Origin of the sequence: Brevundimonas alba, assembly GCF_011927945.1 — a bacterium.
Classification (GTDB): domain Bacteria; phylum Pseudomonadota; class Alphaproteobacteria; order Caulobacterales; family Caulobacteraceae; genus Brevundimonas; species Brevundimonas alba.
Window position 1 is genome coordinate 134,595 of sequence record NZ_JAATJM010000002.1, and the last position, 19,514, is coordinate 154,108.

Consider the following 19,514-nt stretch of genomic DNA (forward strand, 5'->3'; position numbering starts at 1 on the left):
GGAAGGGGTGTTCGGCGATAGAACGCGGGCCCCGACCCGGCAACCCATCAGGACCCGCCTTGCCCGACCGTTCCGCCGTCCTCGCCGCCCTTGATGCCGTTTTCGACCCGAAGAGCGGGCAGGGGCTGGCCGCCGCCGGACTGGTGCAGGGGCTGGTCGTCTCGGAAGACCGCGCCGGCTTCGTGCTCGAGGTCGCGGCCGGCGATACGGCCCGCTACGCCCCCGTCCGGGACGCCGCCGAGGCCGCGCTGAAAGCCATCCCGGGGATCGCTCGCGTCTCCGTCGTCCTCACGGCCGAAACTGCGCCGGCGGCCAAGCCCGCCCGCACCGCCTCCCTCTCGCCCCAGGCCGTCGACCAGACCCGTCCGAAGGCGCCTGTCCCCACCGACCGCCCGGCCCACGTGCGCCGCGTGCTCGCCATCGCCAGCGGCAAGGGCGGGGTCGGCAAGTCCACGGTCTCGGTGAACCTGGCCGCCGCCCTCGCGGCTCGCGGCCTGTCGGTCGGGATCCTCGACGCGGACGTCTACGGCCCTTCGCTCCCGACCATGACCGGGGTCTCCGGCAAGCCCGAATACCGGGACGGCATGATGCAGCCGCACCTCGCCCATGGCCTGAAGCTGATGTCCGTCGGTCTGCTGACGGCGGCCAGCGACGCCATGGTCTGGCGCGGGCCGATGGCCTCGCAGGCCATCACCCAGATGCTGACCCAGACCCGCTGGGGCACGGAGGACCAGCCCCTGGACATCCTCGTCGTCGACCTGCCGCCCGGGACCGGCGACGTGCAGCTGACCCTGATCCAGAAGACGCCGCTGGACGGCGCCGTCATCGTCTCCACGCCGCAGGAGGTCGCTCTCGCCGACGCCCGCCGCGCCCACGCCCTGTTCCAGAAGGTCGGCGTTCCTACGCTCGGTCTGGTCGAGAACATGTCGGGCGATGTTTTCGGTCGCGGCGGCGGGGCGGCGGAGGCTGAACGTCTCGGCGTCCCCTTCCTCGGCGACCTGCCGCTGGTCGCCGCGTTGCGTCATGCGGGGGATGCAGGCGCTCCTCTGGTCGCCTCCAATCCCGACGGCGATATCGCGCGTCGGTTCGCGGTGGTGGCGGCCCGCATGGCGGACGTACTCGGCATCTAGCTCACAGCTTGCCGAACGCAACGCCCTTCCAGCCCCAGCCGCCCTCGGCCGCGGCCTTGTGCAGCGGCCCTTTGATCTCGCTGGTGTTGAACCGGTAGCTGTAGATCTCGCCCCACGACCCGTCCTCGCGAAAGGCGTGGACGCTCTCGTAGCTCATCTCCCAGCTCTGGCCGCGAAAGCCGGAAGCTGCGACGCTCATGTCGGGCACGCCGGCCCGCCACTCCACCGACCACTCCTGATCCGCCGAGCGCACCACGCCGCGCGCCTCGTCGATCTTCATCAGCACCTTGAAGACGCGCTGGATGCCAGCCTTGGCGAAGATCTCGTACCAGTCCGCCTCGACGATCCGCCATTCGGCGACCAGATCGACGCCCTCCGGCTTGCCATCCCGGATCACGAACGGCGCCGTGTCCCGGTTCAGTCCCAGAAGTCGTTTGCGAAGCGCCGCCGCGGACTCGCGAGGCACGCCGGGCGGGGCCGCGCGCGTGCCGGTCAGCCAGCTGAACATCCCCATGTCAGGTCCCCCGACCCCGCCCGCTCCGCCGGGCGCACCGACCATGGCACGAAGCCGGCCGCCACGTCCTTCCCGGATTATCGAAAAACCTGCCGCGCACGGGTTTCCAATCGCAACTCCAATCGCCACCTTGCCGGTTCCAGTAATCGCGAGCGCCCCATGTCCGTCGACGCCCTGTTCCGCCCGTTCGAGGTCAAGTCCCTGAAGATGCCGAACCGCATCGTCATGGCTCCGATGACCCGCTCCTTCTCTCCCGGCGGCATTCCGACCAGCGACGTTGCCGGCTACTACCGGCGCCGCGCCGAAGGCGGCGTCGGGCTGATCGTCACCGAGGGGACGGTGGTCGAGCGTCCCGCCGCCCGCAACGACGCCGCCGTGCCGGTCTTCCACGGCGAGGCCCTGCCTGAATGGAAAAAGGTTGTGGAGGAGGTCCACGCCGCCGGCGGTCTGATCGCGCCCCAGCTCTGGCACGTCGGCTCGGCCCGCGGGCAGGGCGCCGACTGGGCTCCCCTGGGCAAGGTCGACAGCCCGTCCGGCATGACCACGCCCGGCAACCGCAAGCTTGAGCCGATGACCGACGAGGACATCGCCGACACCATCGCCGCCTTCGGCCGCTCGGCCCGCGCCACGCGCGAGCTCGGCTTCGACGCCGTCGAGATCCACGGCGCCCACGGCTATCTGATCGACCAGTTCTTCTGGTCCGGTCTCAACGACCGCGCCGACAAATGGGGCGGCGGGACCATCGCCGACCGCGCCCGCTTCGGCGCCGAGGTGGTCAGGGCGGTGCGCGAGGGCGTCGGTCCGGACATGGCCGTGATCCTGCGCCTGTCGCAGTGGAAGTCGCACGACTTCGGCGCGAAGAACGCCCATGATCCGGCCGAGCTGGAGGCTTGGCTCGCCCCGCTGGCCGAAGCCGGCGTCGACGTCTTCCACTGCTCCCAGCGCCGCTTCTGGGAGCCGGAGTTCGAGGGCTCGGACCTCAATTTCGCCGGCTGGACGAAGAAGGTCAGCGGCCTGCCGACCATCACGGTCGGCTCGGTCGGTCTGGACGGCGAGTTCATCGCGGCCTTCGGCGGCGCCGGCTCCAAGCCCGCCTCGCTGGACGGCCTGATCGCCCGGCTGGAGCGGGACGAGTTCGACCTCGTCGCCGTCGGCCGCGCCCTGCTCGCGGACCCGCACTGGGTCGAGAAGATCCGCGACGGCCGTCTCGACGAGCTGAAGGACTTCGAACGCAGCGCGATGGCCACGCTGAGCTAGGCCTGGGCGGGCTCCACCACCACCGCGGTGCCATAGGCCAGCACTTCGGTGATCCCCGGCATGATCTCGTTGGCGTCGTAGCGCATGGCCAGGATGGCGTTGGCGCCCATGTCGCGCGCGTGGGCGATCAGCTCGTCATAGGCCTCCTGCCGCGCGGCTTCGGCCAGTTTGACGTAGGCGCCGACCCGCCCGCCGAGGATGGACTGCACGCCGCCGACCATGTCGCTGATGGCGTTGCGTGATCTCACGGTGATGCCCCGCACCACGCCCAGGGTGCGGACGACCCGATGGCCGGGAATGTCGTTGGTGGTGACGATCAGCATGGCGGCGGCTCCCTATCGGCGCTCCAGCACCCGGAAGACGAACGGATGATCGTCCTTTTCTCCGGCCGGAAACGTCTCTGACGATACCTCTTTCCATGCCGTTTCGTCGAACGGCGGGAAGACCGCGTCGCCCTCGGGCTCCGCCTCGACCTCGGTCAGATACAGCCGCTTCGCCCGCGACAGCGCGGTCTCGAACAGCGCCGTCCCGCCGATGACGCAGACCTCGTCGACCCCGTCCTCCTCGGCCGTCTCGCGCGCGATCTCGATCGCCTCGTCCAGGGTGGTGCAGACCAGCGCGCCCTTGGCTTCAAACGACTCGTCCTTCGACAGCACGATGTTCAGCCGGCCCGGCAGGGGCTTCAGCGGCAGGCTCTCCCACGTTCGCCGCCCCATGATGCACGGCTTGCCCATGGTCACCGCCTTGAACCGCTGCAGGTCCGAGCGCAGCCGCCACGGCAGGTCGCCCTCCCGGCCGATCACGCCGTTCCGGGCCCGCGCGACGACAAGGGCAAGGTGGGGGAGGGGCATCGCCTAACCTGCCGGGTCGAAATGGATTTCGACGTCGCCGCGCTCGCCAGCCCGCGGCTCGATGATCAGCAGTGAGGCCGGGGCCCAGCCCTCGGCTTGCTCCAGCCGGGTCCACAGCGCCGGGCCGGACTCATTGACCCGCAGTTCCCGCACCGGTCCGGTCCAGTCCGACCCCTCGGCGCCGACCGCCTCCCGCGCTGCCGCCACCAAGGCCCCGTCGTCGCCGATCCAGCCGCCGGCCATCAGGCCGCACTCCTGCCCGTTGCGGAATGACTGCGCGTAGTCGGCATCGGCGAGGTCCGGCAGCATGCCGGCTCCCGTCTGCTGTCCAGAGAGGCACTGTTCGAGCGTCGTGCGCACCACGGTCGTCAGCCCGGGAGCCTGCTGCGGCGCCGTGGCGAGGGCCAGCGCGGCGAAAAGCGAGGCGATCATGACGTCTTCTCCAGCCAGTGCAGCCATTTCCGCTGCATGGCCGCCTCGATGTCCACCCCCGCGCCCTGACAATAGATCAGCAGCATCCCCAGCACGTCCGCCGCCTCGTCGCCCAGCTTGTCCGCATCCGCCGCTCCGCGCGCCCGCCCGCTCATCCGCAGGTGCTCGGCCGTCAGCTCTCCCAGCTCCTCCTGCACCTTCAGCAGCGCCCAGTCTCCCGACCGTTCAATGCCATGCTCGGCCGCATAGATGTCGGAGATGCGCAGGACGTCGGCCTGCAGGGTCTTCAAATGCATGGCGTCAGACCGCCACCGGCGCCTTGATGTGGGGCCAGGGCGCGTAGCCGTCGAGCACGAAATCCTCGACCCGGTAGGCGAACAGGTCGTCCTTCGGGGTGATCGTCATGGTCGGCAGGGGCAGGGGTTCACGGCTCAGCTGCAGCGCCGCCTGCTCGACGTGGTTCAGGTACAGATGGGCGTCGCCGAAGGTGTGCACGAACTCGCCGGGCTCGAGGCCCACCACCTGCGCCACCATCATGGTCAGCAGCGCATAGGAGGCGATGTTGAACGGCACGCCCAGAAACACGTCGGCAGACCGCTGGTACAGCTGGCAGCTCAGCTTGCCGTCGGCGACGAAGAACTGGAACAGGCAGTGGCAGGGCGGCAGGGCCATGTCGTCGACATCCGCCGGGTTCCACGCCGACACGATGTGCCGCCGTCCGTTCGGATTGGTCTTCAGCCCGGCGATCAGCTTCTCGATCTGGTCAATGACACGGCCGTCGGGCGCGGCCCAGGACCGCCACTGCTTGCCGTAGACCGGGCCCAGCTCGCCCTCGGCATTGGCCCATTCGTCCCAGATGCTGACGCCGTTTTCCTTCAGCCAGCCGATGTTGGTCTCGCCGCGCAGGAACCACAGCAGTTCGACGATGATCGACCGCAGATGCAGCTTCTTGGTCGTCAGGACCGGGAAGCCCTTGGACAGATCGAACCGCATCTGCCGCCCGAACACGCCGCGCGTGCCCGTGCCCGTCCGGTCGTCCCGCACCGCCCCGTTGTCGAGGATGTCGCGCAGCAGGTTGAGGTACTGCCACTCCGGATGATCGGCCGCGACGGCTCCCGTGCGGGCGTGGACATCGGACAGGAGGACCTGGGCGTTCATAGGCCGAGTGTGCCCCCGATTCGCGTCCCATGGTCAGAGGCGCGAATCGGTTGCCCACAGCGAACGTCGCTCTGTCCTCAGGCCAGTTTGCGCCCGACCAGCAGCGACCCCAGCCGGCTCGAGGCCCCGTCATAGAACCCCGCCTCCTTCGGCGCGGACTTCGGGTTGTTCCAGGTGCCGAAGATCATGTCGATCAGCGGCAGGTCGCAGTAGTTGGAACGATGCACGCCCCGCTCGTGGTGCGCCGCATGCATCTCCGGCCGGGCGATGATCCACCCGAGCCAGCGCGGCGTGCGCAGATTGGCGTGGGTGAACATGCCCATGAAGCTGTTCAGCAATACGATCGGGATGACCGCCTCGACCGAGATGCCGACAATCCAGACCAGGGCCAGGCTGCCCTGCAGCGTCCAGGCGACCATGTCGAGCGGGTGGAACCAGAAGGCGCCCCAGACATCGACCCGCTCGGCGCTGTGGTGGGTCTGGTGCAGGTGCCGCCACAGGAAGTCCACGCCGTGAAGCGACCGGTGCCACAGGTACATGGTCAGCTGGAACATGACGAAGCCGACGCCGAGCTGCAGCCACAGGGGCTGGGCGGTCAGATCCAGCAGCCGATGTCCGGCAAGGAAGACATCCCAGACCAGCGGCGCGAACAGGGCGATGGTCATGTAGAGCATGAAGGCCGCCACGCCTTTCAATCTCCACCAGGCGGTCGCCGGGTATCGGCGCGGCCTCCAGAAGGTATCCAGCAGAATAAAGCCGACGAACATCGCCAGGATGGAAACGGTTACAACATTGATCATCTTTAACCTCGCGAGGGCTGATCCGGGGAGGCCGAAGTGATAGAAGGCGCCGCCGTGCGATATCAGTCGTCACATGGTCCAGTACCGCTGCGGGGCGTGTAACCCGTGTGTTTCCAACATCTTCCGGGTCGCTGACGCTGCTTTCGCCGCGCCGGCATGTGGCCGAAATGAGGAAAACCGCACTCATGGTGCAGACAATGACCCGTGAACGGCCCGCCCAGCGCGTCTCGCGAGGCGAGCAGACCCGCGACCGCGTCCTCGACGTGGCCGAGGCCTCCGTTCTGGCCAAGGGTTTCGCCGCCACCTCGATCGACGAGATCCTGTTCGAGGCCTGCATCACCAAGAGCGGCGTCTTCTACCACTTCCGGGACAAGAACGATCTGGCCCTGGCCCTGATCGAGCGTTTCCGCGATCGCGATCTGGACATCTTCGAACAGATGTTCCGCCGGGCCGAGGAACTGACCGACGACCCGCTGCAGGTCTATCTCGTCGGGCTCAAGCTGCTGGCCGAGACCATGGCGGACGTGCAGGCCGAACGGCCCGGCTGCCTCGTGGCCACCTTCGTCTATCAGGACCAGCAGTTTGATCACCGGGTTCGGACCCTGCTGGTCGAGATGACGGAAACCTGGCGCGGCCAGTTCCTGGCCCGGGTCGAGGCGATCGCGGTCGTCTATCCGCCGAAGGTCGCCATCGAGCTGCAGGACCTGGCCGACATGCTGATGGCCATCGTCGACGGCGGAATTCTCATCGCCAAGGCGCTGGGCCAGCCGCGGCTTCTGGAAAGCCAGGTGCTGACCTACCGCACCTTCGTCCGCACGGTGTTTCTTGGAACCTGAGAGCCGCTACTCCGTCGTGCGCTCCCGCCGGGCTTTCGCCGCCTCTGCACGCGCCTTGACGCTCCGGTCGCGCTTCACGACCTGCCCCGAGCCGGCAAGCCCCAGCCCGAGCGGCTTGCGCCTCTTTACGCCGGGCCTGATCAGCCCGTAACGCCTCCGCGAATAGGCCCGCGCGCATTCCATGCAGTGGCGATAGGTCCGCGCGGCATAGGAGGCGTGCCAGTTGCGCCCCTCCTGAAGGACCACTTCGCACTCACGGCAACGGTGCACAGGATCAGCCCCTGAACCCGTCGGCTTCGAGGAAGGCGGCTTCCTCCGCCGTCGTCTCCCGGCCCAGCGCGCGGTTCCTGTGCGGGAATCGGCCGAAGCGGTCTATGACCGAGTGGTGGTGCTCGGCCCAGCGGTCGTCTGCGGGCCGCTCCATCCCTTGGAACAGCTTCACCTGCCGGTCCTGCAGGACCCGATCCTCGGCATGCTGAAGCGGCAGGTAGAAGAACCGCCGCAGGTCATTCTCGACCGCCTGATCGAAGCCGGCGTCCAGCGCCCTCAGTGCGAACATCCGCGCCAGCGAATCGGTCGCGAAGGCATGGCCCGAGCCGCGGAAGACGTTGCGCGGAAACTGGTCTAGCAGGATCAGCAGCGCCAGCGCCCCCTCCGGCGTCTCGGCCCAGCCGTCGAACTCCCGCCGCGCCGCCGCGAAATGCGCTTCCTCGAACCGCCGGCGAAACCCAGCGTCGAACGCCTCATCCTTCGCAAACCACATCTTCGGCCCCGCTTCTTTCCAGAAGGCGACCACGTCGGAAGGCGCTATGTCTGTGCTCATGACCGATAAACTAGCCGCCCCGCTCCCCGTCTTCCATGACCGTGACTGCGATCTGTCGATCATTCGCGGCAAGCGGGTGGCCGTGATCGGCTACGGCAGCCAGGGCCGCACCCATGCCCTCAACCTCCGGGACTCCGGCGTGGCCGACATCGTGGTGGGTCTGAAGACGGCCTCTGCGACACGTGCCAGGGCCGAAGCAGACGGCTTTCCCGTCCTCACCGCGGGCGAGGCCGCCGCCGGCGCGGACGTGGTCGCCGTCATGGTTTCGGACGAGGCCCATCGCGACCTGTGGCGCGACGAGCTCGAGCCGAATATCCGGCCCGGCGCGGCCCTGATCTTCGCCCACGGCCTGTCGGTTCGTTTCGGCCTGGTGCAGCCGCGCGCCGATCTGGACGTCATCCTCGCCTCGCCCAAGGGCATCGGGCCGCGCATCCGCGACCTCTATGTCGAGGGGGAGGGGGTCTTCGCCCTGTTCGGCGTGCATCAGGACGCCAGCGGCGCGGCTCATGCGCTCGGCCTCTCCTATGCCGCCGCCCTCGGCTGTGGCCGCAAGGGCATCCTCGAAACCACCTTCGCCGCCGAATGCGAGAGCGACCTGTTCGGCGAGCAGGTGGTGCTCTGCGGCGGGGTGGGCCAGCTGATCGACGCCGCTTTCACCAAACTGGTCGAGGCCGGCTATCCGCCCGAGGTGGCTTGGTTCGAGTGCTTCTACGAGGTCAAGCTGGTCACCGATCTGATGTTCTCGATGGGCATCGCCGGCGCCTTCGGACGCATCTCCAACACGGCGGAGTACGGCGCCTATCTGACCGGTCCGCGCGTCATCGGCGAGGCCTCGAAGGCCGCGATGGACGAGGTGCTGGCGGAGGTCCGCTCCGGCGCCTTCGTCAGACAGCTGATGGCCGACTACGACGCCGGCTCTCCCGACCTGCTGGCCCGCCGCGCGGCGCTGGGACAGCGCCCCATAGAGGCGGTCGGCGAGCATCTGACCGCCGTGGCGGCGAAGGCGGGCGACTGATCGGCTCTGGCGAGCGTCGCCTTCATCTGCCAAGGCGATGAGTGACTGGATGACGGGTCGGGAGCGACGTGCGCGGCAAGGTACTCAGGGCGAATCCGGAAACGGGTTCGGGCATGATCTCGGGCGATGACGGCGAGCGCTATCCGTTCGGCCCGGGCGCCTCCAGAAACCCGCCCGGCGCGGGCGATCTCGTCGACTTCGAGCTCCGGGAGGGGCGGGCCACCGACATCCTCGTTCTGCAGACCGGATCGGCCGTGGCCGCGGAGGCGGCGGCGGCCCGCCCGCAGCCGGCGTCCCAATACCCGCAGCCCGGCGTCTGGGCCCTGTTCAGGCGCGCTGTCACCGTCCGCTATGCCGACGCGCGCGGCCGTGCCTCACGCAAGGAATACTGGTCGTTCATCCTCATCTCGTGGATCCTGGTGCTTGCGCCGATCGGCCTCGGGCGGGCGGCCGATTTCGCCGTGAGCCGGTCCTTTGACGCGCCGGGCCTGCCCAGCGACATCGGCCTGGTGATCGGGGGCGTGATCTTCCTCGGCCTGTTCTTGCCGTCGGTATGCGTGCTTATCCGGCGATTCCACGATACCGGCCGGTCGGGTTGGGCGGCGCTGTTCGGCCTGCTGCCCTATGTCGGAGCCGTGGTCGTCGTCCTCATCAGCCTGTTGCCGTCGGACGCTAGGGTGAACCGCTACGGCCGCATCACCTTCTACGATGTCTGAGATTTGCGGGCGGCGCCGGGGCCGTCGCGCGGCGCCCGGGAAGCGCCAGATCAAATGGTCGGAGTGGCAGGATTCGAACCTGCGACCCCTGCGTCCCGAACGCAGTGCTCTACCAGACTGAGCCACACTCCGACTTGAGGAGCGGGCTTATAGCGACGGGGTTCGGGGCCCGCAAGCGAGGAAACGCCACGCCGCGAAATAGTCTGGAATCCGCGTCTTGCATCCCCCGCGGCCTTGTCGTATCTCGCACGCCTTCCGGCGCTTCGGCCCCGGTTCGCCGGACCTGCTGGGGAATGGTGTAATGGTAACACTCCGGTTTTTGGTACCGTCATTCTAGGTTCGAGTCCTAGTTCCCCAGCCATCCGTCGTCGCTCGCGACATTGCCCCGGTAGGGCTCACAGGCGACTCCGTCGCCATCACCATCCATCTTCAAGCGATATGACGGTTCCCACGCGGCGATGTTCTCGTGGTCGTTGGCACGCGCCGCGTTGCAGCCGGCGTAGTGCTGATCAGTGAATCGCTTGCCGCTTTTCGGGGCCGCTGTTTCCATTTGCGAGACTTCTGCCGAGACTTCCACTGGCCTCGGCGACAAGGCGTAGGTCGTTGCGCCGAACAGAGCGACGAAGATCGCCGCCGGGAGCGCCAGGTCTCTCCAGCGTACCCAAGTTGAACCGGGCGAATATCCAGATGCCATTACGGAAATCTGACGGATCGCCGTTAGCGCACCGTCACGCGAAAAGGTAAACCGTCAGCGGCCTTAGTGCGCCTGCAGCGATTCCAGCGGCAGGCGGATGCGGACGCCGACACCGGCCTCCGGGGCGGTCTCGATGCTCATCGAACCGCCGAGATGCTCGACCAGGCCCCTGACGAGCGCCAGGCCCTCGCCCGGCTCCAGCGTCTCCGCCCCGACACCAGAATCACGCACCACCAGGCTGACGCCGCCAACAGCGCGCGAAAACGCCACGGCGATCGAGCCGCGGCGGTCATCCGGGAAGGCGTGACGGCAGGCGTTGGAGATGAGTTCGTGGGTGATGATGGCCAAAGGGAGCAGGTGGCTGTCCGGCAGCAGGGCCGACTGGCCGCGCACGTCCAGCCGCACCGGCCGGCCTTCGCAGGCCCGGGTCCAAAAGACCGCGACGTCGTCGAGATAGCCGGCGAAGTCCAGCGGACCCTGAACCGTCATCCGCCGGCTGATCAATTCCATGGCGGCGGTGACGTCGCTCAGCCAGGTCAGGTGACGCACGCTTTCAGGGTCCGTGACGCTGCGAAGGCGGATGCCGACAAGCGTCTGAAGAAGCTGATAGCCGCCCAGCAGCCGACGCTGCAGTTCGACGATCCCGTCCCCGGCGACCGTGGCCATCATACCCCCAACACTGAAAACCCCGGATTTTTCTACTCCACGCAGAACCAAATAGCCAACGAGGCGTTCTTCCGTCCGCTAGCGGACACAGTAGTGGTAAACGCGTGTGGTTAGTGCCGGGGGAACTATAGTGTCCGAGCCGCCCGACCTTCGGGTCATCATCGTTGAGGATCAGGCTCTGCTTGCCATGGAGCTGGAGCTGGTGCTCGGGGAATCGGGCTGCGACGTCGTCGGCTGCGCCATGGATCAGACCAGCGCCTTCGCCATAGCCGCCCGCGAGCGTCCTGATCTGGCGATGGTGGACGTCAACCTGCTCGACGGGATGACCGGTCCCCGAATCGCCCAGCGGCTCGTCAGCGAGTTCGGGACGGCGGTGGTTTTCCTCACCGCCAATCCCGAACAGATTCCCGAGGGATTTGCTGGCGCCCTCGGCGCGGTGTCCAAGCCCTTCGACGAGCAAACCATTCGCGCCGTCGTCGACTTCGCCCGCCGGTTCATCCACCACCGCACCGTCGGGGAGCCGCCCCGGCGCTTTCGCCTCGCGCCTTGGCTGACCACCCCGCCCGGGGACATCGCGCCGCACTGAGAGGCGGGTGCGGCGCGGTTCGCCTCAGTCGATCTTCAGCCGCATGAACAACATGCCGCCGTCGGGATCCCCGCCATAGGCGGGCTCCAGATCGCCCGGAACGCGGTTCAGGCTGTACAGGGCGCCGACGCCGAACCGGACGTGCTCCGACAGGCGCCAGTCATGGATCGCGCCGATGGAGGCCTTGGAGACCGTATACAGGTCGCCGTGGCCGCCGCCCGGGCCAGCCAGCAACTCATCCGTGTCGATCCGCTCGGCCCGCGCAAACACTGTCCACCGATCGTTGGGGCTGACCGCCGTCTCCAGCAGCCAGGCGTCCTTTGATTCGTCGTGGTCGTTGGTCTTGCGACCCCAGGCGAGGGTCGACGACCACCATCCCTGATCGCCGAGCCGGCGCGTGTGGATGGCGCTGGCGGACCATTTCCTTTCGTCCTCGTCGGGCTCGAGTTGTTCGGGCGCTTTGACATCCGCGTACGAGACCTGCAGCGACCACTCCGGGGCCGGGTTCCATGATGCCCGGACGGACCAGCTGTCCAGCTCCGGCGCTTCGATGTCGTAGCGGTCCTCGTCGGGCTCCCGGCCCCGAAACGATGAGGCCTCGACCTTGAAGCCGTCGTGCGCCCACCCCAAGGTCGCGACGCCGAACACGATGTGCGTCGAGTCCAGCCAGTGATGGGTGATCGGGGCCTCCGGGCTGTCCATTGCGCTCATGCGGTGCATGAAGGCCGGCGGCCCGAAGGCGGGCTCCCCGGGCAGGCCGACGTAGGCGAAGACGCTGTCCTTCTCGGACAATCGCCGCGCGTAGCTGGCGGACAGCTCCATCACCAGCTCGTGCGGATGCTGGCGATCAACCAGCGGCGTCATCCCGTCCGCCGTCTCGCCGGCGGCGAGCAGCAGGGGGTATCCCTCCCTGCCCATGAGCGGATCCGGGCTGACCATGGCGCGAAGGTTGAGCGTGGAGCCGTCAGCGAAATCGCGCCGGGCCGCGCCCATGATCATGCCGCTGACGAAGGTTGTCTCATCTCCGCGCGGTCCGTTCTGCCAGTCATGGGTGAGGTTCAGCTGGACGTGACCCATGAAGGACCAGTCGCCGCGACGGCCGTGCACGCCGCCATGTTCCGACAGGTCCGGCTGCCAACTGGTGCCGGACGCGTCGCGGCTCATCGGCCAGTTTCCGAGCGGGCTGGTCATGGGGTGCGCGTCTCCATCCATCGACATGGCGTGCCCCTGGTGCGGATCGTCGGGGGTCGGTTGAACGGCAGAGTCCGCGGGCATGTGGTGGCCCGCGTGGGGATCAACCGCCAGCGCGGCCGGAACCTGCGCCGTGGCCGGTACGGGCTCGGCGGCATGGTGCGAATGGTCTTGTGCGGATGCAGGCGAGGCGAGCGCCAGCAGGGACGCGCCGGCGACGGGCGCAAGGGAACGGGCAGCCATGAAGGCCTCCTGAGCAAGCTTGATGTGGCGCGGGTGATCGGCCGCGCGGGCTGTCTTCAGAGGAGGATCGGGCGGGGAGGGTGCGGCTCGGGCGCGGGCTGCTCGCCCACCGGCATCGCCGCGGGCAGTGGGAGCTTCGTGGGGCGCGGCGAGACTACCCGGACAGGCTCGGGCGAGCGTAGCTGCGGAGCGGCGACACAGCCGACGCAGCAGTCCATGGCCTTCATCATTTTGCCCGAGGCGGGCGAAGGCGTCTCCGCCGCGCCGCGATGCGACCTCTCCTGATGACAGGGCGGGGCAGATGTAGCGGCGCCGCCTGCGCTGGCCGGGAGGGCGCCGGTCATCAGCACCGCGAGGGCGCCGAGCAGCATCATCAGGGCCTGTAGGGCGCGCATGCCGCTCAACTAGGCGCTGGCGTTCGTCGCTTCAAGCGAGGCCGCCGCTGAGGTCGAGCCCGGGCGCACCCGGCGGCCCGCCATCGGGCGCGAGATCGAACTGCATCAGCGTCACGTCCAGCCAGCGGTCAAACTTCCAGCCGACCTGCCGGTAAACACCCGCATCGCGGAAGCCGAGCGACCGGTGCAGGGCGATGGATGCGGCGCTGGTGTCGCTGTCGCTGATCGCGCCGATGATGTGCCTCAGCCCCATGGCCCGGACCCGCTCCATCAGCGCCTCCAACAGGGCGCGGCCGACGCCCTGACCGCGAGCCGCCTCTTCCACATAGATCGAGCCCTCGACGCCATAGCGATACGCGGGGCGGGGCCTGAACGGCGAGGCGTAGGCGTATCCAGCAAAAGCGCCGTCCACCTCTGCGATCAGCCATGGCAGGTTGTGCCGCTTCACCGCGGCGAACCGGTGCGCCATCTCTTCGGGCGACGGCGGGTCCAGTTCAAAGGTCGCCGTGCCGTTCAGCACCTCCCGGCCGTACAGGTTTGCGATCCGGGGCAGGTCTTCGATGGCCGCATCGCGGATCGTGCACGTCATTCGATCAACTCCCGCTTGCCGCATCGTCAGTAACCATCACTGGATTCGTCGCAGACCCGTGATAGCTTGGCTGCCGCAACCGGGGGAGACCTGCCATGAAACCATCCATCGTCGCGGTGCTCGCCGCCGCTTCGCTGTCCACGCTGGCGCCCGAGGCGGCGCTGGCACAGGCCAAGCAGAACAAGTCAGTCTCGGCGACTGTCGACATCCAAGTGTGTAACGAGAGCGGCCGCAACGGCACCGTGGCCATCTCTTATGTCGAGGTGGGCACCAGCCGGTTCATCAACCGCGGCTGGTACGAAGTGGCGAACGGGACCTGCGAAAGCATCGTCAGCACCGACAATTCGAACTTCTACATGTATGGCGACACGCTCGACGGCTCGGGCCGGACGTGGTCGGGCAATCACGCGCTCTGCGTTCAGTATCCGGGGCCCTATACCTTCTGGTCGGATGGCAGCGACACCTGCCCCAGCGGTTACGAGACCCGCGATTTCGTCGTCATGCACGCCGACGAAACCGGGACCTACACCTGGACGCTGCAGCCCTGACATGGGCCGGTTGGGAGCGGTCAGGCCGGCTCCTCCCAGCCCTTGTCGATCGCCCACACCGCGAAGGCGTAGTCGTGGGCGACCTCCTTCAGATAGTCGAAGCGGCCCGAGGCGCCGCCGTGCCCGGCCTCCATGTTGATCTTTAGCAGCACCGGCTTGCCCGAGGTCGTCGCCGGCCGCAGCTTCGCCACCCACTTCTCCGGCTCCCAATAGGTCACCCGCGGGTCTGACAGGCCTCCGGTCGCCAGCACGGCCGGATAGGCCTTCGCCTCCACCTGATCGTAGGGGCTGTAGCTCATCATATAGTCGTAAGCCTCGACGTCCTCGATCGGATTGCCCCATTCGGGCCATTCCGGCGGGGTCAGCGGCAGGCTGGTGTCGCTCATGGTGTTGATGACGTCGACGAACGGCACCTGGCCGATGATCCCGGCCCACAGGTCCGGCCGCATGTTATTGACCGCGCCCATCAGCATCCCGCCGGCCGACCCGCCCTGGGCCACGATGTTCCCCGCCTTGGCGCAGTTGCGCGCAATCAGGTGCTCCGCCGCCGCGATGAAGTCGGTGAAGGTGTTCTTCTTGGTCATCCGCCGGGCGTTCAGGAACCAGTTCCAGCCCTTGTCCGAACCGCCGCGGATATGGGCGATGGCATAGATCCAGCCGCGGTCGACCAGCGACAGCCGGTTGGTGGAGAAGCTCGCCGGCATCGGAATGCCGTAGGATCCATAGCCGTACAGCAACAGCGGCGCCGAGCCGTCCACCGGCGTCGACTTCCGCCGCAGCAGGGTCACCGGCACCATCTCGCCATCCGCCGCCGGCGCATCCAGCCGCTCGACGACATAGTCAGCCGGATCATGCCCCGACGGCACCTCCTGCACCTTGCGCAGGGTCCGCTCGCGGGTCTTCAGGTCGTAGTCGTACGTCGAGGTCGGGGTGGACGGCGAGTTGTAGCCATAGCGCATCACGGTGGTGTCGAACTCCGACGCCCCGCCCAGCGACAGGGAATAGGCCGGCTCGTCGACCGCGATCTCGTGTTCGGCGCCCGACCGATCACGGATGATGATGCGGGTGTTGGCGTCGGCGCGTTCCTGGCGGCCGATGTAGTCCTTCACCAGCGCCACGCCCTCGATGTAGCGGCCCGGCGCGTGCGGGACGAGGTCCTTCCAGTTCGCCTTGCCGCCGGCGTTGGTCGGGGCCTCGACGATCTTGAAGTCGCTGGAGTCGTCGGCGTTCGTGCGGATCACCCACCGGTCACCCCAGTGGTCGGCGTCATACAGCCGCGCCACCTGACGAGGTTCCAGCACCACCGGCGTCGCGGTCGGCGTCGCGGCCGGGATCACCCGGGCCTCCGACGTCTCCTGATTGGCGATGGAGATGACCACGAAGGCATCGTCGGACGTGCGCCCGACGCTGATGAACATCCCGTCGTCGGCCTCCTCGTAGACGAGGGTCGTCTCGCCGCCGCGGGCGGGGCGGCGGAAGATCTTGTCGGGCCGGCCATTGTCGTCGCGGTTGGTCCAGAACACCCACTGGCTGTCGGGCGAGAAGGTGAAATTGCCTGTCGCCGAGCCGACCGGATCGGGCAGGACCTGGCCGGTGGCTAGGTCCTTGACGAAGATCTGGTGCACCTCCGACCCCTGCGCGTCCTCGGCGTAGGCGAACAGGGCATGGTCGGGGCTGTGCTCGGCGGCGCTGACCTCGGAATAGGCCTTGCCGGCGGCGAGGGCGTTGGCGTCCAGAAGCAGTTGGGGCTGCTCGTCGGCGTGATGGCGGGACACGATGGTCAGTTCGCCGACGGTATAGGGCAGGGGCCGCGGCCTCCGCATGAACCGCGGATGCTGATCGCCCGTCTTGAACTCGGTGTAGTACTCCCAACCGCCATCGGCGGACGGGACGGAGCTGTCATCCTCCTTGATCCGCCCCTTCATCTCCTCGAACATCTGCGCCTGCAGCGGCAGGGTCGAGGCCATCATCGCCTCGCGATAGGCGTTCTCGGCCGTCAGATGCTCCTTCACCTCCGCCTTGATCAGCGTCGGATCGCGCAGCACCGCCTGCCAATTGTCGTCCTTCATCCACTGGTAGTCGTCGACCCTGACGCGGCCCAGCTGTTCGATCCGCACCGGGATCTTCTTCGCGACGGGCGGGACGGGCGGGGTCTGAGGCATCGAGGCTCCGGTGGTGCTGGCCCGGGCGGGCAGGGCGGTCGCCGCCAGCGCGGCGGAAGCGGTGGCGAGCAGGTCGCGGCGGTTCATGATCTGGCCCCCAAGGCGGATTTCGGGGCCGACCTTGTGCGACCGGCGCCGCCGCCGTCAAATGAACAAAACGACCCCGGCGTCATATCACCCATGTTCGATCTGCAGACCCCGCCCGCACCGACACAAGAGCCGCCGGCGCCGGCCGTGACCACGCCCGCATGGGACCTCACCCTCGGCTTGATCTCCGCCACGGTGCAACTGGACCAGCGCAACGGCGAGGGCGCAGCCACCCGCCGCGTCGGAACCGGCTTCCTGATCGACGCGCCGCGGCCCGACGGCACGCCCCGAACCGTGCTGGTCACCGCCCATCACGTCCTGAACGGCATGCCCGCGCCGGACGCCCGCATCGGCTGGCGCTTCGAGACGCCCGGCGGCGGCTGGAAGTTCACGCCCGAGCCCCTGCGCATCCGCGACGAGGACGGCGACCCCGTCTGGACCCGTCACCCCGACCGCGACATCGCCGTGATGGAGGTCTCTGCCCCGCCGGAGTTCGCCCGCGCCGCCATCCCGCTCGGCTGGCTGGCGGACGCCAATGCGCTGGACGCCTGGCAGGTCGGGCCGGGCGACGAGCTGATGACCCTCGGCTATCCGCTCGGCTATTCGTCGAACACGGCGGGCTTCCCGATCCTGCGCGTCGGCCGCATCGCCTCCTGGCCGCTGACGCCGATCACAGCCTTTCCCGTCTTCCTGCTCGACTTCCCGGTCTTCCCCGGCAACTCGGGCGGCCCGGTGTTCTGGACTCCTTCGGCCCGCAAGGCGCCCGGCTCGTTCCAGCCCGAGCACCCCTTCATCGCCGGCGTGCTGGTCTCCGAGGTGCGCCCGGGCGACGAACCGCTCGGTATCGGCATCGTCGCCCACGCGGCCTATGTCCGCGAGGCCATAGCCCTGCTGGATTCCCCCGCCGGTCCCTGATCAGCCGGCCAGCACGTCGACGCTCATCCGCTCCAGCAGCTCGCCGCCCTGACCCACGGCTGCCAGCCGGCTGGAGACATGACCCAGCACATTGGCGGCATAGACCTCGTACAGTGCGATCCGCCCTTCCAGCCACGCCGGATCGCCCTCGCCGGCGTCCAGAATGGCCCGGGCCGCGAGCGCGCCCTTCGCCAGCATCCAGCCGCCGGTCACGTCGCCGACCAGCTTCAGATAGGCGTCCGCACCGGCCAGCACGTCCGCGCCCCGCGCCGGGTTCGCCTTGGCGTCCAGCAGCCACAGGGTGGCGTCCTCCACCGCTTCGACCGCGGCGGCGAACCGCTCGACCGGCTTGCCGGAATACAGCCGCGGCAGCACCGCCAGCGTCGCCTTCATCTCGGCGATCAGTTCGCGCGCCGACTGGCCGCCGTCCTGACCCAGCTTGCGCCCGACCAGATCCATGGCCTGGATGCCGTTGGTGCCCTCGTAGATCGGGGCGATCCGGGCGTCGCGATAATGCTGGGCCGCGCCCGTCTCCTCGATGAACCCCATGCCGCCGTGCACCTGCACGCCCAGAGAGGCCACCTCGACGCCTACATCCGTCGCCCAGGCCTTGGCGATGGGGGTGAACAGGTCCTCGCGGCCCTTCCAGCGCCGCCGTTCCTCCTCGGTGGCGGCGTGCTTCGCCAGATCGGCGGCCACGCCGGTCGACAGGCAGATGGCGCGCGCCGCCGCGATCTTCGCCTTCATCACCGACAGGGTCCGGCGCACATCCGGATGGTCGACGATCGGGGCGTTGGCCTCGCCGGTCCAGACCGACCGCCCCTGCCGCCGCTCGCGCGCGTATTCCAGCGCCTGCTGATAGGCGCGCTCTGCGATGCCCACGCCCTCGACCCCGACCGCCAGCCGCGCCGCGTTCATCATGACGAACATATGGGCCAGGCCCTGATTGGGCTGTCCGACCAGCTCCGCCGTCGCGCCCTCATAGGCCATGACGCAGGTGGGCGAGGCGTGGATGCCCAGCTTGTGCTCGACCCCGACGGGCCGGAAGGCGTTGCGCTCGCCCAGCGTGCCGTCCGCCTTGACCAGATACTTGGACGCCAGAAACAGGCTGATCCCCTTCGGCCCCGGCGGCGCATCGGGCAGGCGGGCCAGAACCATGTGGACGATGTTGTCCGTGGCGTCGTGATCGCCCCAGGTGATGAAGATCTTCTGTCCCGTCAGGGCATAGGTGCCGTCGCCATTCGGAACCGCCGTCGCCGTCAGCGAGCCCAGATCCGACCCCGCCTGCGGCTCCGTCAGCACCATGGCGCCCGTCCATTCGCCGGAGACCAGCTTCGTCAGATACGTCGCCTTCTGCGCCTCTGTGCCGACCGCCTCCAGCGCCTCGATCGCCGCCAGCGACAACATGGGGCACAGGCCGAACGCCATATTGGCGGCGTGCACCGTCTCGAACGCCGCCAGCTCCAGCGCCTTGGGCAGTTGCTGACCGCCGGCGTGGGCGGGGGCGGACAGTCCGGTCCAGCCGCCTTCTGCGAACTGCCGATAGGCGTCGGCGAACCCTGGAGCCGCGGTGACCGCCCCATTGGCGTAGAGCGAGCCCTTCTGGTCGCCGATCCGGTTCAGGGGCGCCAGCACGCCTTCCGAGAACTGACCCGCCGCCTCCAGCACCGCCGCCATGACCTCGGCGTCGTAGTCGGGAAACGCGCCCGTCGCGGCCACGGCGTCGACGCCGGCCACCTCGGTCAGGGTGAAGATCAGGTCGCGGACGGGGGCGCGGTAGGTCATCGGACGGGCTCTCGATATTTCTCCGACGTTCATGCCGCCTTGCCGCCGGGTCAGGCAAGGCGCGGCTTGGCGAACCTTGCGGTCTGCGCCAAGCTGCCGCTTCGATATCGCCGACAGGAGG

23 protein-coding genes and 2 tRNA genes are annotated in these 19,514 nt (G+C 68.4%); 9 read left to right on the plus strand and 16 right to left on the minus strand.

Going from position 1 to position 19,514, the window contains the following annotated elements; translation table 11 throughout:
• Positions 1-59: 59 nt before the first annotated feature.
• Entirely contained in the window at positions 60-1,130 is a 1,071-nt protein-coding gene (locus GGQ87_RS11025) for an Mrp/NBP35 family ATP-binding protein (RefSeq protein ID WP_168047778.1), read from the plus strand.
• 1 nt (position 1,131) lies between these two features.
• On the opposite strand, the gene GGQ87_RS11030 is transcribed toward GGQ87_RS11025, so the two are convergent.
• Complete coding sequence (locus GGQ87_RS11030) at positions 1,132-1,644, minus strand: hypothetical protein (protein ID WP_168047780.1); 513 nt, start codon at positions 1,642-1,644, stop codon at positions 1,132-1,134.
• A gap of 159 nt (positions 1,645-1,803) precedes the next feature.
• On the opposite strand from GGQ87_RS11030, the gene GGQ87_RS11035 reads away from it, so the two are divergent.
• A complete protein-coding gene (locus GGQ87_RS11035; RefSeq protein WP_168047782.1) occupies positions 1,804-2,901 on the plus strand; it encodes an NADH:flavin oxidoreductase in 1,098 nt (365 codons plus the stop codon).
• Here GGQ87_RS11035 and GGQ87_RS11040 read toward each other — a convergent pair.
• The 6 genes from GGQ87_RS11040 to GGQ87_RS11065 form a co-directional block, all read right to left on the minus strand.
• Positions 2,898-3,224 carry a YbjQ family protein gene (locus GGQ87_RS11040; protein WP_168047784.1) on the minus strand — a complete coding sequence of 109 codons (327 nt, stop codon included), beginning with the start codon at positions 3,222-3,224 and terminating at the stop codon, positions 2,898-2,900. The genes GGQ87_RS11035 and GGQ87_RS11040 overlap by 4 nt on opposite strands.
• A gap of 12 nt (positions 3,225-3,236) precedes the next feature.
• Positions 3,237-3,752 carry a dihydrofolate reductase gene (locus GGQ87_RS11045; protein WP_168047786.1) on the minus strand — a complete coding sequence of 172 codons (516 nt, stop codon included), beginning with the start codon at positions 3,750-3,752 and terminating at the stop codon, positions 3,237-3,239.
• Positions 3,753-3,755: 3 nt separating this feature from the next.
• Entirely contained in the window at positions 3,756-4,184 is a 429-nt protein-coding gene (locus tag GGQ87_RS11050; RefSeq protein WP_168047788.1) for a hypothetical protein, read from the minus strand.
• Entirely contained in the window at positions 4,181-4,480 is a 300-nt protein-coding gene (locus GGQ87_RS11055) for a nucleoside triphosphate pyrophosphohydrolase family protein (protein WP_168047790.1), read from the minus strand. Before GGQ87_RS11055 ends, GGQ87_RS11050 begins: the two co-directional genes overlap by 4 nt.
• Positions 4,481-4,484: 4 nt before the next feature.
• Positions 4,485-5,342 (minus strand): thymidylate synthase, encoded by an 858-nt coding sequence (locus GGQ87_RS11060; protein ID WP_168047792.1) that lies wholly within the window; start codon positions 5,340-5,342, stop codon positions 4,485-4,487.
• A gap of 77 nt (positions 5,343-5,419) precedes the next feature.
• Positions 5,420-6,142, minus strand: coding sequence for a sterol desaturase family protein (locus GGQ87_RS11065; RefSeq protein WP_209282543.1), 723 nt, complete (start codon positions 6,140-6,142; stop codon positions 5,420-5,422).
• Positions 6,143-6,339: 197 nt separating this feature from the next.
• Between GGQ87_RS11065 and GGQ87_RS11070 the strand changes: the two genes are divergently transcribed.
• On the plus strand, positions 6,340-6,978 hold the full coding sequence (locus tag GGQ87_RS11070; protein ID WP_209282544.1) for a TetR/AcrR family transcriptional regulator: 639 nt from the start codon (positions 6,340-6,342) through the stop codon (positions 6,976-6,978).
• A 274-nt stretch (positions 6,979-7,252) separates the two neighbouring features.
• On the opposite strand, the gene GGQ87_RS11075 is transcribed toward GGQ87_RS11070, so the two are convergent.
• Positions 7,253-7,801 carry a DUF924 family protein gene (locus tag GGQ87_RS11075; protein WP_168047796.1) on the minus strand — a complete coding sequence of 183 codons (549 nt, stop codon included), beginning with the start codon at positions 7,799-7,801 and terminating at the stop codon, positions 7,253-7,255.
• Between GGQ87_RS11075 and ilvC the strand changes: the two genes are divergently transcribed.
• On the plus strand, positions 7,800-8,816 hold the full coding sequence (gene ilvC / locus GGQ87_RS11080; RefSeq protein ID WP_168047798.1) for a ketol-acid reductoisomerase: 1,017 nt from the start codon (positions 7,800-7,802) through the stop codon (positions 8,814-8,816). The two genes, GGQ87_RS11075 and ilvC, sit on opposite strands and share 2 nt — an antisense overlap.
• Before the next feature lie 68 nt (positions 8,817-8,884).
• Positions 8,885-9,532 carry a DUF805 domain-containing protein gene (locus GGQ87_RS11085; RefSeq protein WP_168047800.1) on the plus strand — a complete coding sequence of 216 codons (648 nt, stop codon included), beginning with the start codon at positions 8,885-8,887 and terminating at the stop codon, positions 9,530-9,532.
• Between the two features lie 55 nt (positions 9,533-9,587).
• Here GGQ87_RS11085 and GGQ87_RS11090 read toward each other — a convergent pair.
• A tRNA-Pro gene (locus GGQ87_RS11090) sits at positions 9,588-9,664 on the minus strand.
• Between the two features lie 155 nt (positions 9,665-9,819).
• Between GGQ87_RS11090 and GGQ87_RS11095 the strand changes: the two genes are divergently transcribed.
• A tRNA-Gln gene (locus tag GGQ87_RS11095) sits at positions 9,820-9,893 on the plus strand.
• Here GGQ87_RS11095 and GGQ87_RS11100 read toward each other — a convergent pair.
• The gene (locus GGQ87_RS11100) at positions 9,879-10,226 is read right to left on the minus strand and encodes an excalibur calcium-binding domain-containing protein (protein WP_168047802.1); all 348 of its coding nucleotides are present in this window, start codon (positions 10,224-10,226) and stop codon (positions 9,879-9,881) included. The genes GGQ87_RS11095 and GGQ87_RS11100 overlap by 15 nt on opposite strands.
• 63 nt (positions 10,227-10,289) lie before the next feature.
• Positions 10,290-10,892 carry a sensor histidine kinase gene (locus GGQ87_RS11105; protein WP_168047804.1) on the minus strand — a complete coding sequence of 201 codons (603 nt, stop codon included), beginning with the start codon at positions 10,890-10,892 and terminating at the stop codon, positions 10,290-10,292.
• A 130-nt stretch (positions 10,893-11,022) separates the two neighbouring features.
• On the opposite strand from GGQ87_RS11105, the gene GGQ87_RS11110 reads away from it, so the two are divergent.
• Positions 11,023-11,478, plus strand: a complete 456-nt coding sequence (locus GGQ87_RS11110) for a response regulator (protein WP_168047806.1) — start codon at positions 11,023-11,025, stop codon at positions 11,476-11,478.
• Positions 11,479-11,502: 24 nt separating this feature from the next.
• On the opposite strand, the gene GGQ87_RS11115 is transcribed toward GGQ87_RS11110, so the two are convergent.
• From GGQ87_RS11115 to GGQ87_RS11125, 3 genes are read right to left on the minus strand one after another with little or no spacing between them, the layout of a single operon-like run.
• Positions 11,503-12,912, minus strand: coding sequence for a hypothetical protein (locus tag GGQ87_RS11115; protein WP_168047808.1), 1,410 nt, complete (start codon positions 12,910-12,912; stop codon positions 11,503-11,505).
• Between the two features lie 56 nt (positions 12,913-12,968).
• A complete protein-coding gene (locus tag GGQ87_RS11120) occupies positions 12,969-13,307 on the minus strand; it encodes a hypothetical protein (protein WP_168047810.1) in 339 nt (112 codons plus the stop codon).
• Positions 13,308-13,338: 31 nt separating this feature from the next.
• Entirely contained in the window at positions 13,339-13,896 is a 558-nt protein-coding gene (locus GGQ87_RS11125; RefSeq protein WP_168047812.1) for a GNAT family N-acetyltransferase, read from the minus strand.
• A 95-nt stretch (positions 13,897-13,991) separates the two neighbouring features.
• Here GGQ87_RS11125 and GGQ87_RS11130 point away from each other — a divergent pair, with 95 nt between their 5' ends.
• Entirely contained in the window at positions 13,992-14,444 is a 453-nt protein-coding gene (locus GGQ87_RS11130; RefSeq protein ID WP_168047814.1) for a DUF1036 domain-containing protein, read from the plus strand.
• Between the two features lie 20 nt (positions 14,445-14,464).
• Here the strand turns inward: GGQ87_RS11130 and GGQ87_RS11135 are convergent, their stop codons facing one another.
• A complete protein-coding gene (locus GGQ87_RS11135; RefSeq protein WP_168047816.1) occupies positions 14,465-16,693 on the minus strand; it encodes a S9 family peptidase in 2,229 nt (742 codons plus the stop codon).
• Positions 16,694-16,840: 147 nt separating this feature from the next.
• Here GGQ87_RS11135 and GGQ87_RS11140 point away from each other — a divergent pair, with 147 nt between their 5' ends.
• Entirely contained in the window at positions 16,841-17,608 is a 768-nt protein-coding gene (locus GGQ87_RS11140) for a trypsin-like serine peptidase (protein WP_342448350.1), read from the plus strand.
• Here the strand turns inward: GGQ87_RS11140 and GGQ87_RS11145 are convergent, their stop codons facing one another.
• Positions 17,609-19,393: an acyl-CoA dehydrogenase gene (locus GGQ87_RS11145; protein ID WP_168047820.1), complete on the minus strand. Its 1,785-nt coding sequence runs from the start codon at positions 19,391-19,393 to the stop codon at positions 17,609-17,611.
• Positions 19,394-19,514 lie beyond the last annotated feature (121 nt).

Bases quoted from the DNA above. Each gene is read 5' to 3' on its own strand.
- GGQ87_RS11050 (WP_168047788.1), bottom strand. From the start codon at position 4,184: ATGATCGCCTCGCTTTTCGCCGCGCTGGCCCTCGCCACGGCGCCGCAG.
- GGQ87_RS11040 (WP_168047784.1), bottom strand. From the start codon at position 3,224: ATGCTGATCGTCACCACCAACGACATTCCCGGCCATCGGGTCGTCCGC.
- GGQ87_RS11145 (WP_168047820.1), bottom strand. From the start codon at position 19,393: ATGACCTACCGCGCCCCCGTCCGCGACCTGATCTTCACCCTGACCGAG.
- GGQ87_RS11115 (WP_168047808.1), bottom strand. From the start codon at position 12,912: ATGGCTGCCCGTTCCCTTGCGCCCGTCGCCGGCGCGTCCCTGCTGGCG.
- GGQ87_RS11130 (WP_168047814.1), top strand. From the start codon at position 13,992: ATGAAACCATCCATCGTCGCGGTGCTCGCCGCCGCTTCGCTGTCCACG.
- GGQ87_RS11045 (WP_168047786.1), bottom strand. From the start codon at position 3,752: ATGCCCCTCCCCCACCTTGCCCTTGTCGTCGCGCGGGCCCGGAACGGC.
- ilvC (WP_168047798.1), top strand. From the start codon at position 7,800: ATGACCGATAAACTAGCCGCCCCGCTCCCCGTCTTCCATGACCGTGAC.
- GGQ87_RS11060 (WP_168047792.1), bottom strand. From the start codon at position 5,342: ATGAACGCCCAGGTCCTCCTGTCCGATGTCCACGCCCGCACGGGAGCC.
- GGQ87_RS11125 (WP_168047812.1), bottom strand. From the start codon at position 13,896: ATGACGTGCACGATCCGCGATGCGGCCATCGAAGACCTGCCCCGGATC.
- GGQ87_RS11105 (WP_168047804.1), bottom strand. From the start codon at position 10,892: ATGGCCACGGTCGCCGGGGACGGGATCGTCGAACTGCAGCGTCGGCTG.
- GGQ87_RS11070 (WP_209282544.1), top strand. From the start codon at position 6,340: ATGACCCGTGAACGGCCCGCCCAGCGCGTCTCGCGAGGCGAGCAGACC.
- GGQ87_RS11065 (WP_209282543.1), bottom strand. From the start codon at position 6,142: ATGATCAATGTTGTAACCGTTTCCATCCTGGCGATGTTCGTCGGCTTT.
- GGQ87_RS11135 (WP_168047816.1), bottom strand. From the start codon at position 16,693: ATGAACCGCCGCGACCTGCTCGCCACCGCTTCCGCCGCGCTGGCGGCG.
- GGQ87_RS11055 (WP_168047790.1), bottom strand. From the start codon at position 4,480: ATGCATTTGAAGACCCTGCAGGCCGACGTCCTGCGCATCTCCGACATC.
- GGQ87_RS11030 (WP_168047780.1), bottom strand. From the start codon at position 1,644: ATGGGGATGTTCAGCTGGCTGACCGGCACGCGCGCGGCCCCGCCCGGC.
- GGQ87_RS11100 (WP_168047802.1), bottom strand. From the start codon at position 10,226: ATGGCATCTGGATATTCGCCCGGTTCAACTTGGGTACGCTGGAGAGAC.
- GGQ87_RS11075 (WP_168047796.1), bottom strand. From the start codon at position 7,801: ATGAGCACAGACATAGCGCCTTCCGACGTGGTCGCCTTCTGGAAAGAA.
- GGQ87_RS11120 (WP_168047810.1), bottom strand. From the start codon at position 13,307: ATGCGCGCCCTACAGGCCCTGATGATGCTGCTCGGCGCCCTCGCGGTG.
- GGQ87_RS11035 (WP_168047782.1), top strand. From the start codon at position 1,804: ATGTCCGTCGACGCCCTGTTCCGCCCGTTCGAGGTCAAGTCCCTGAAG.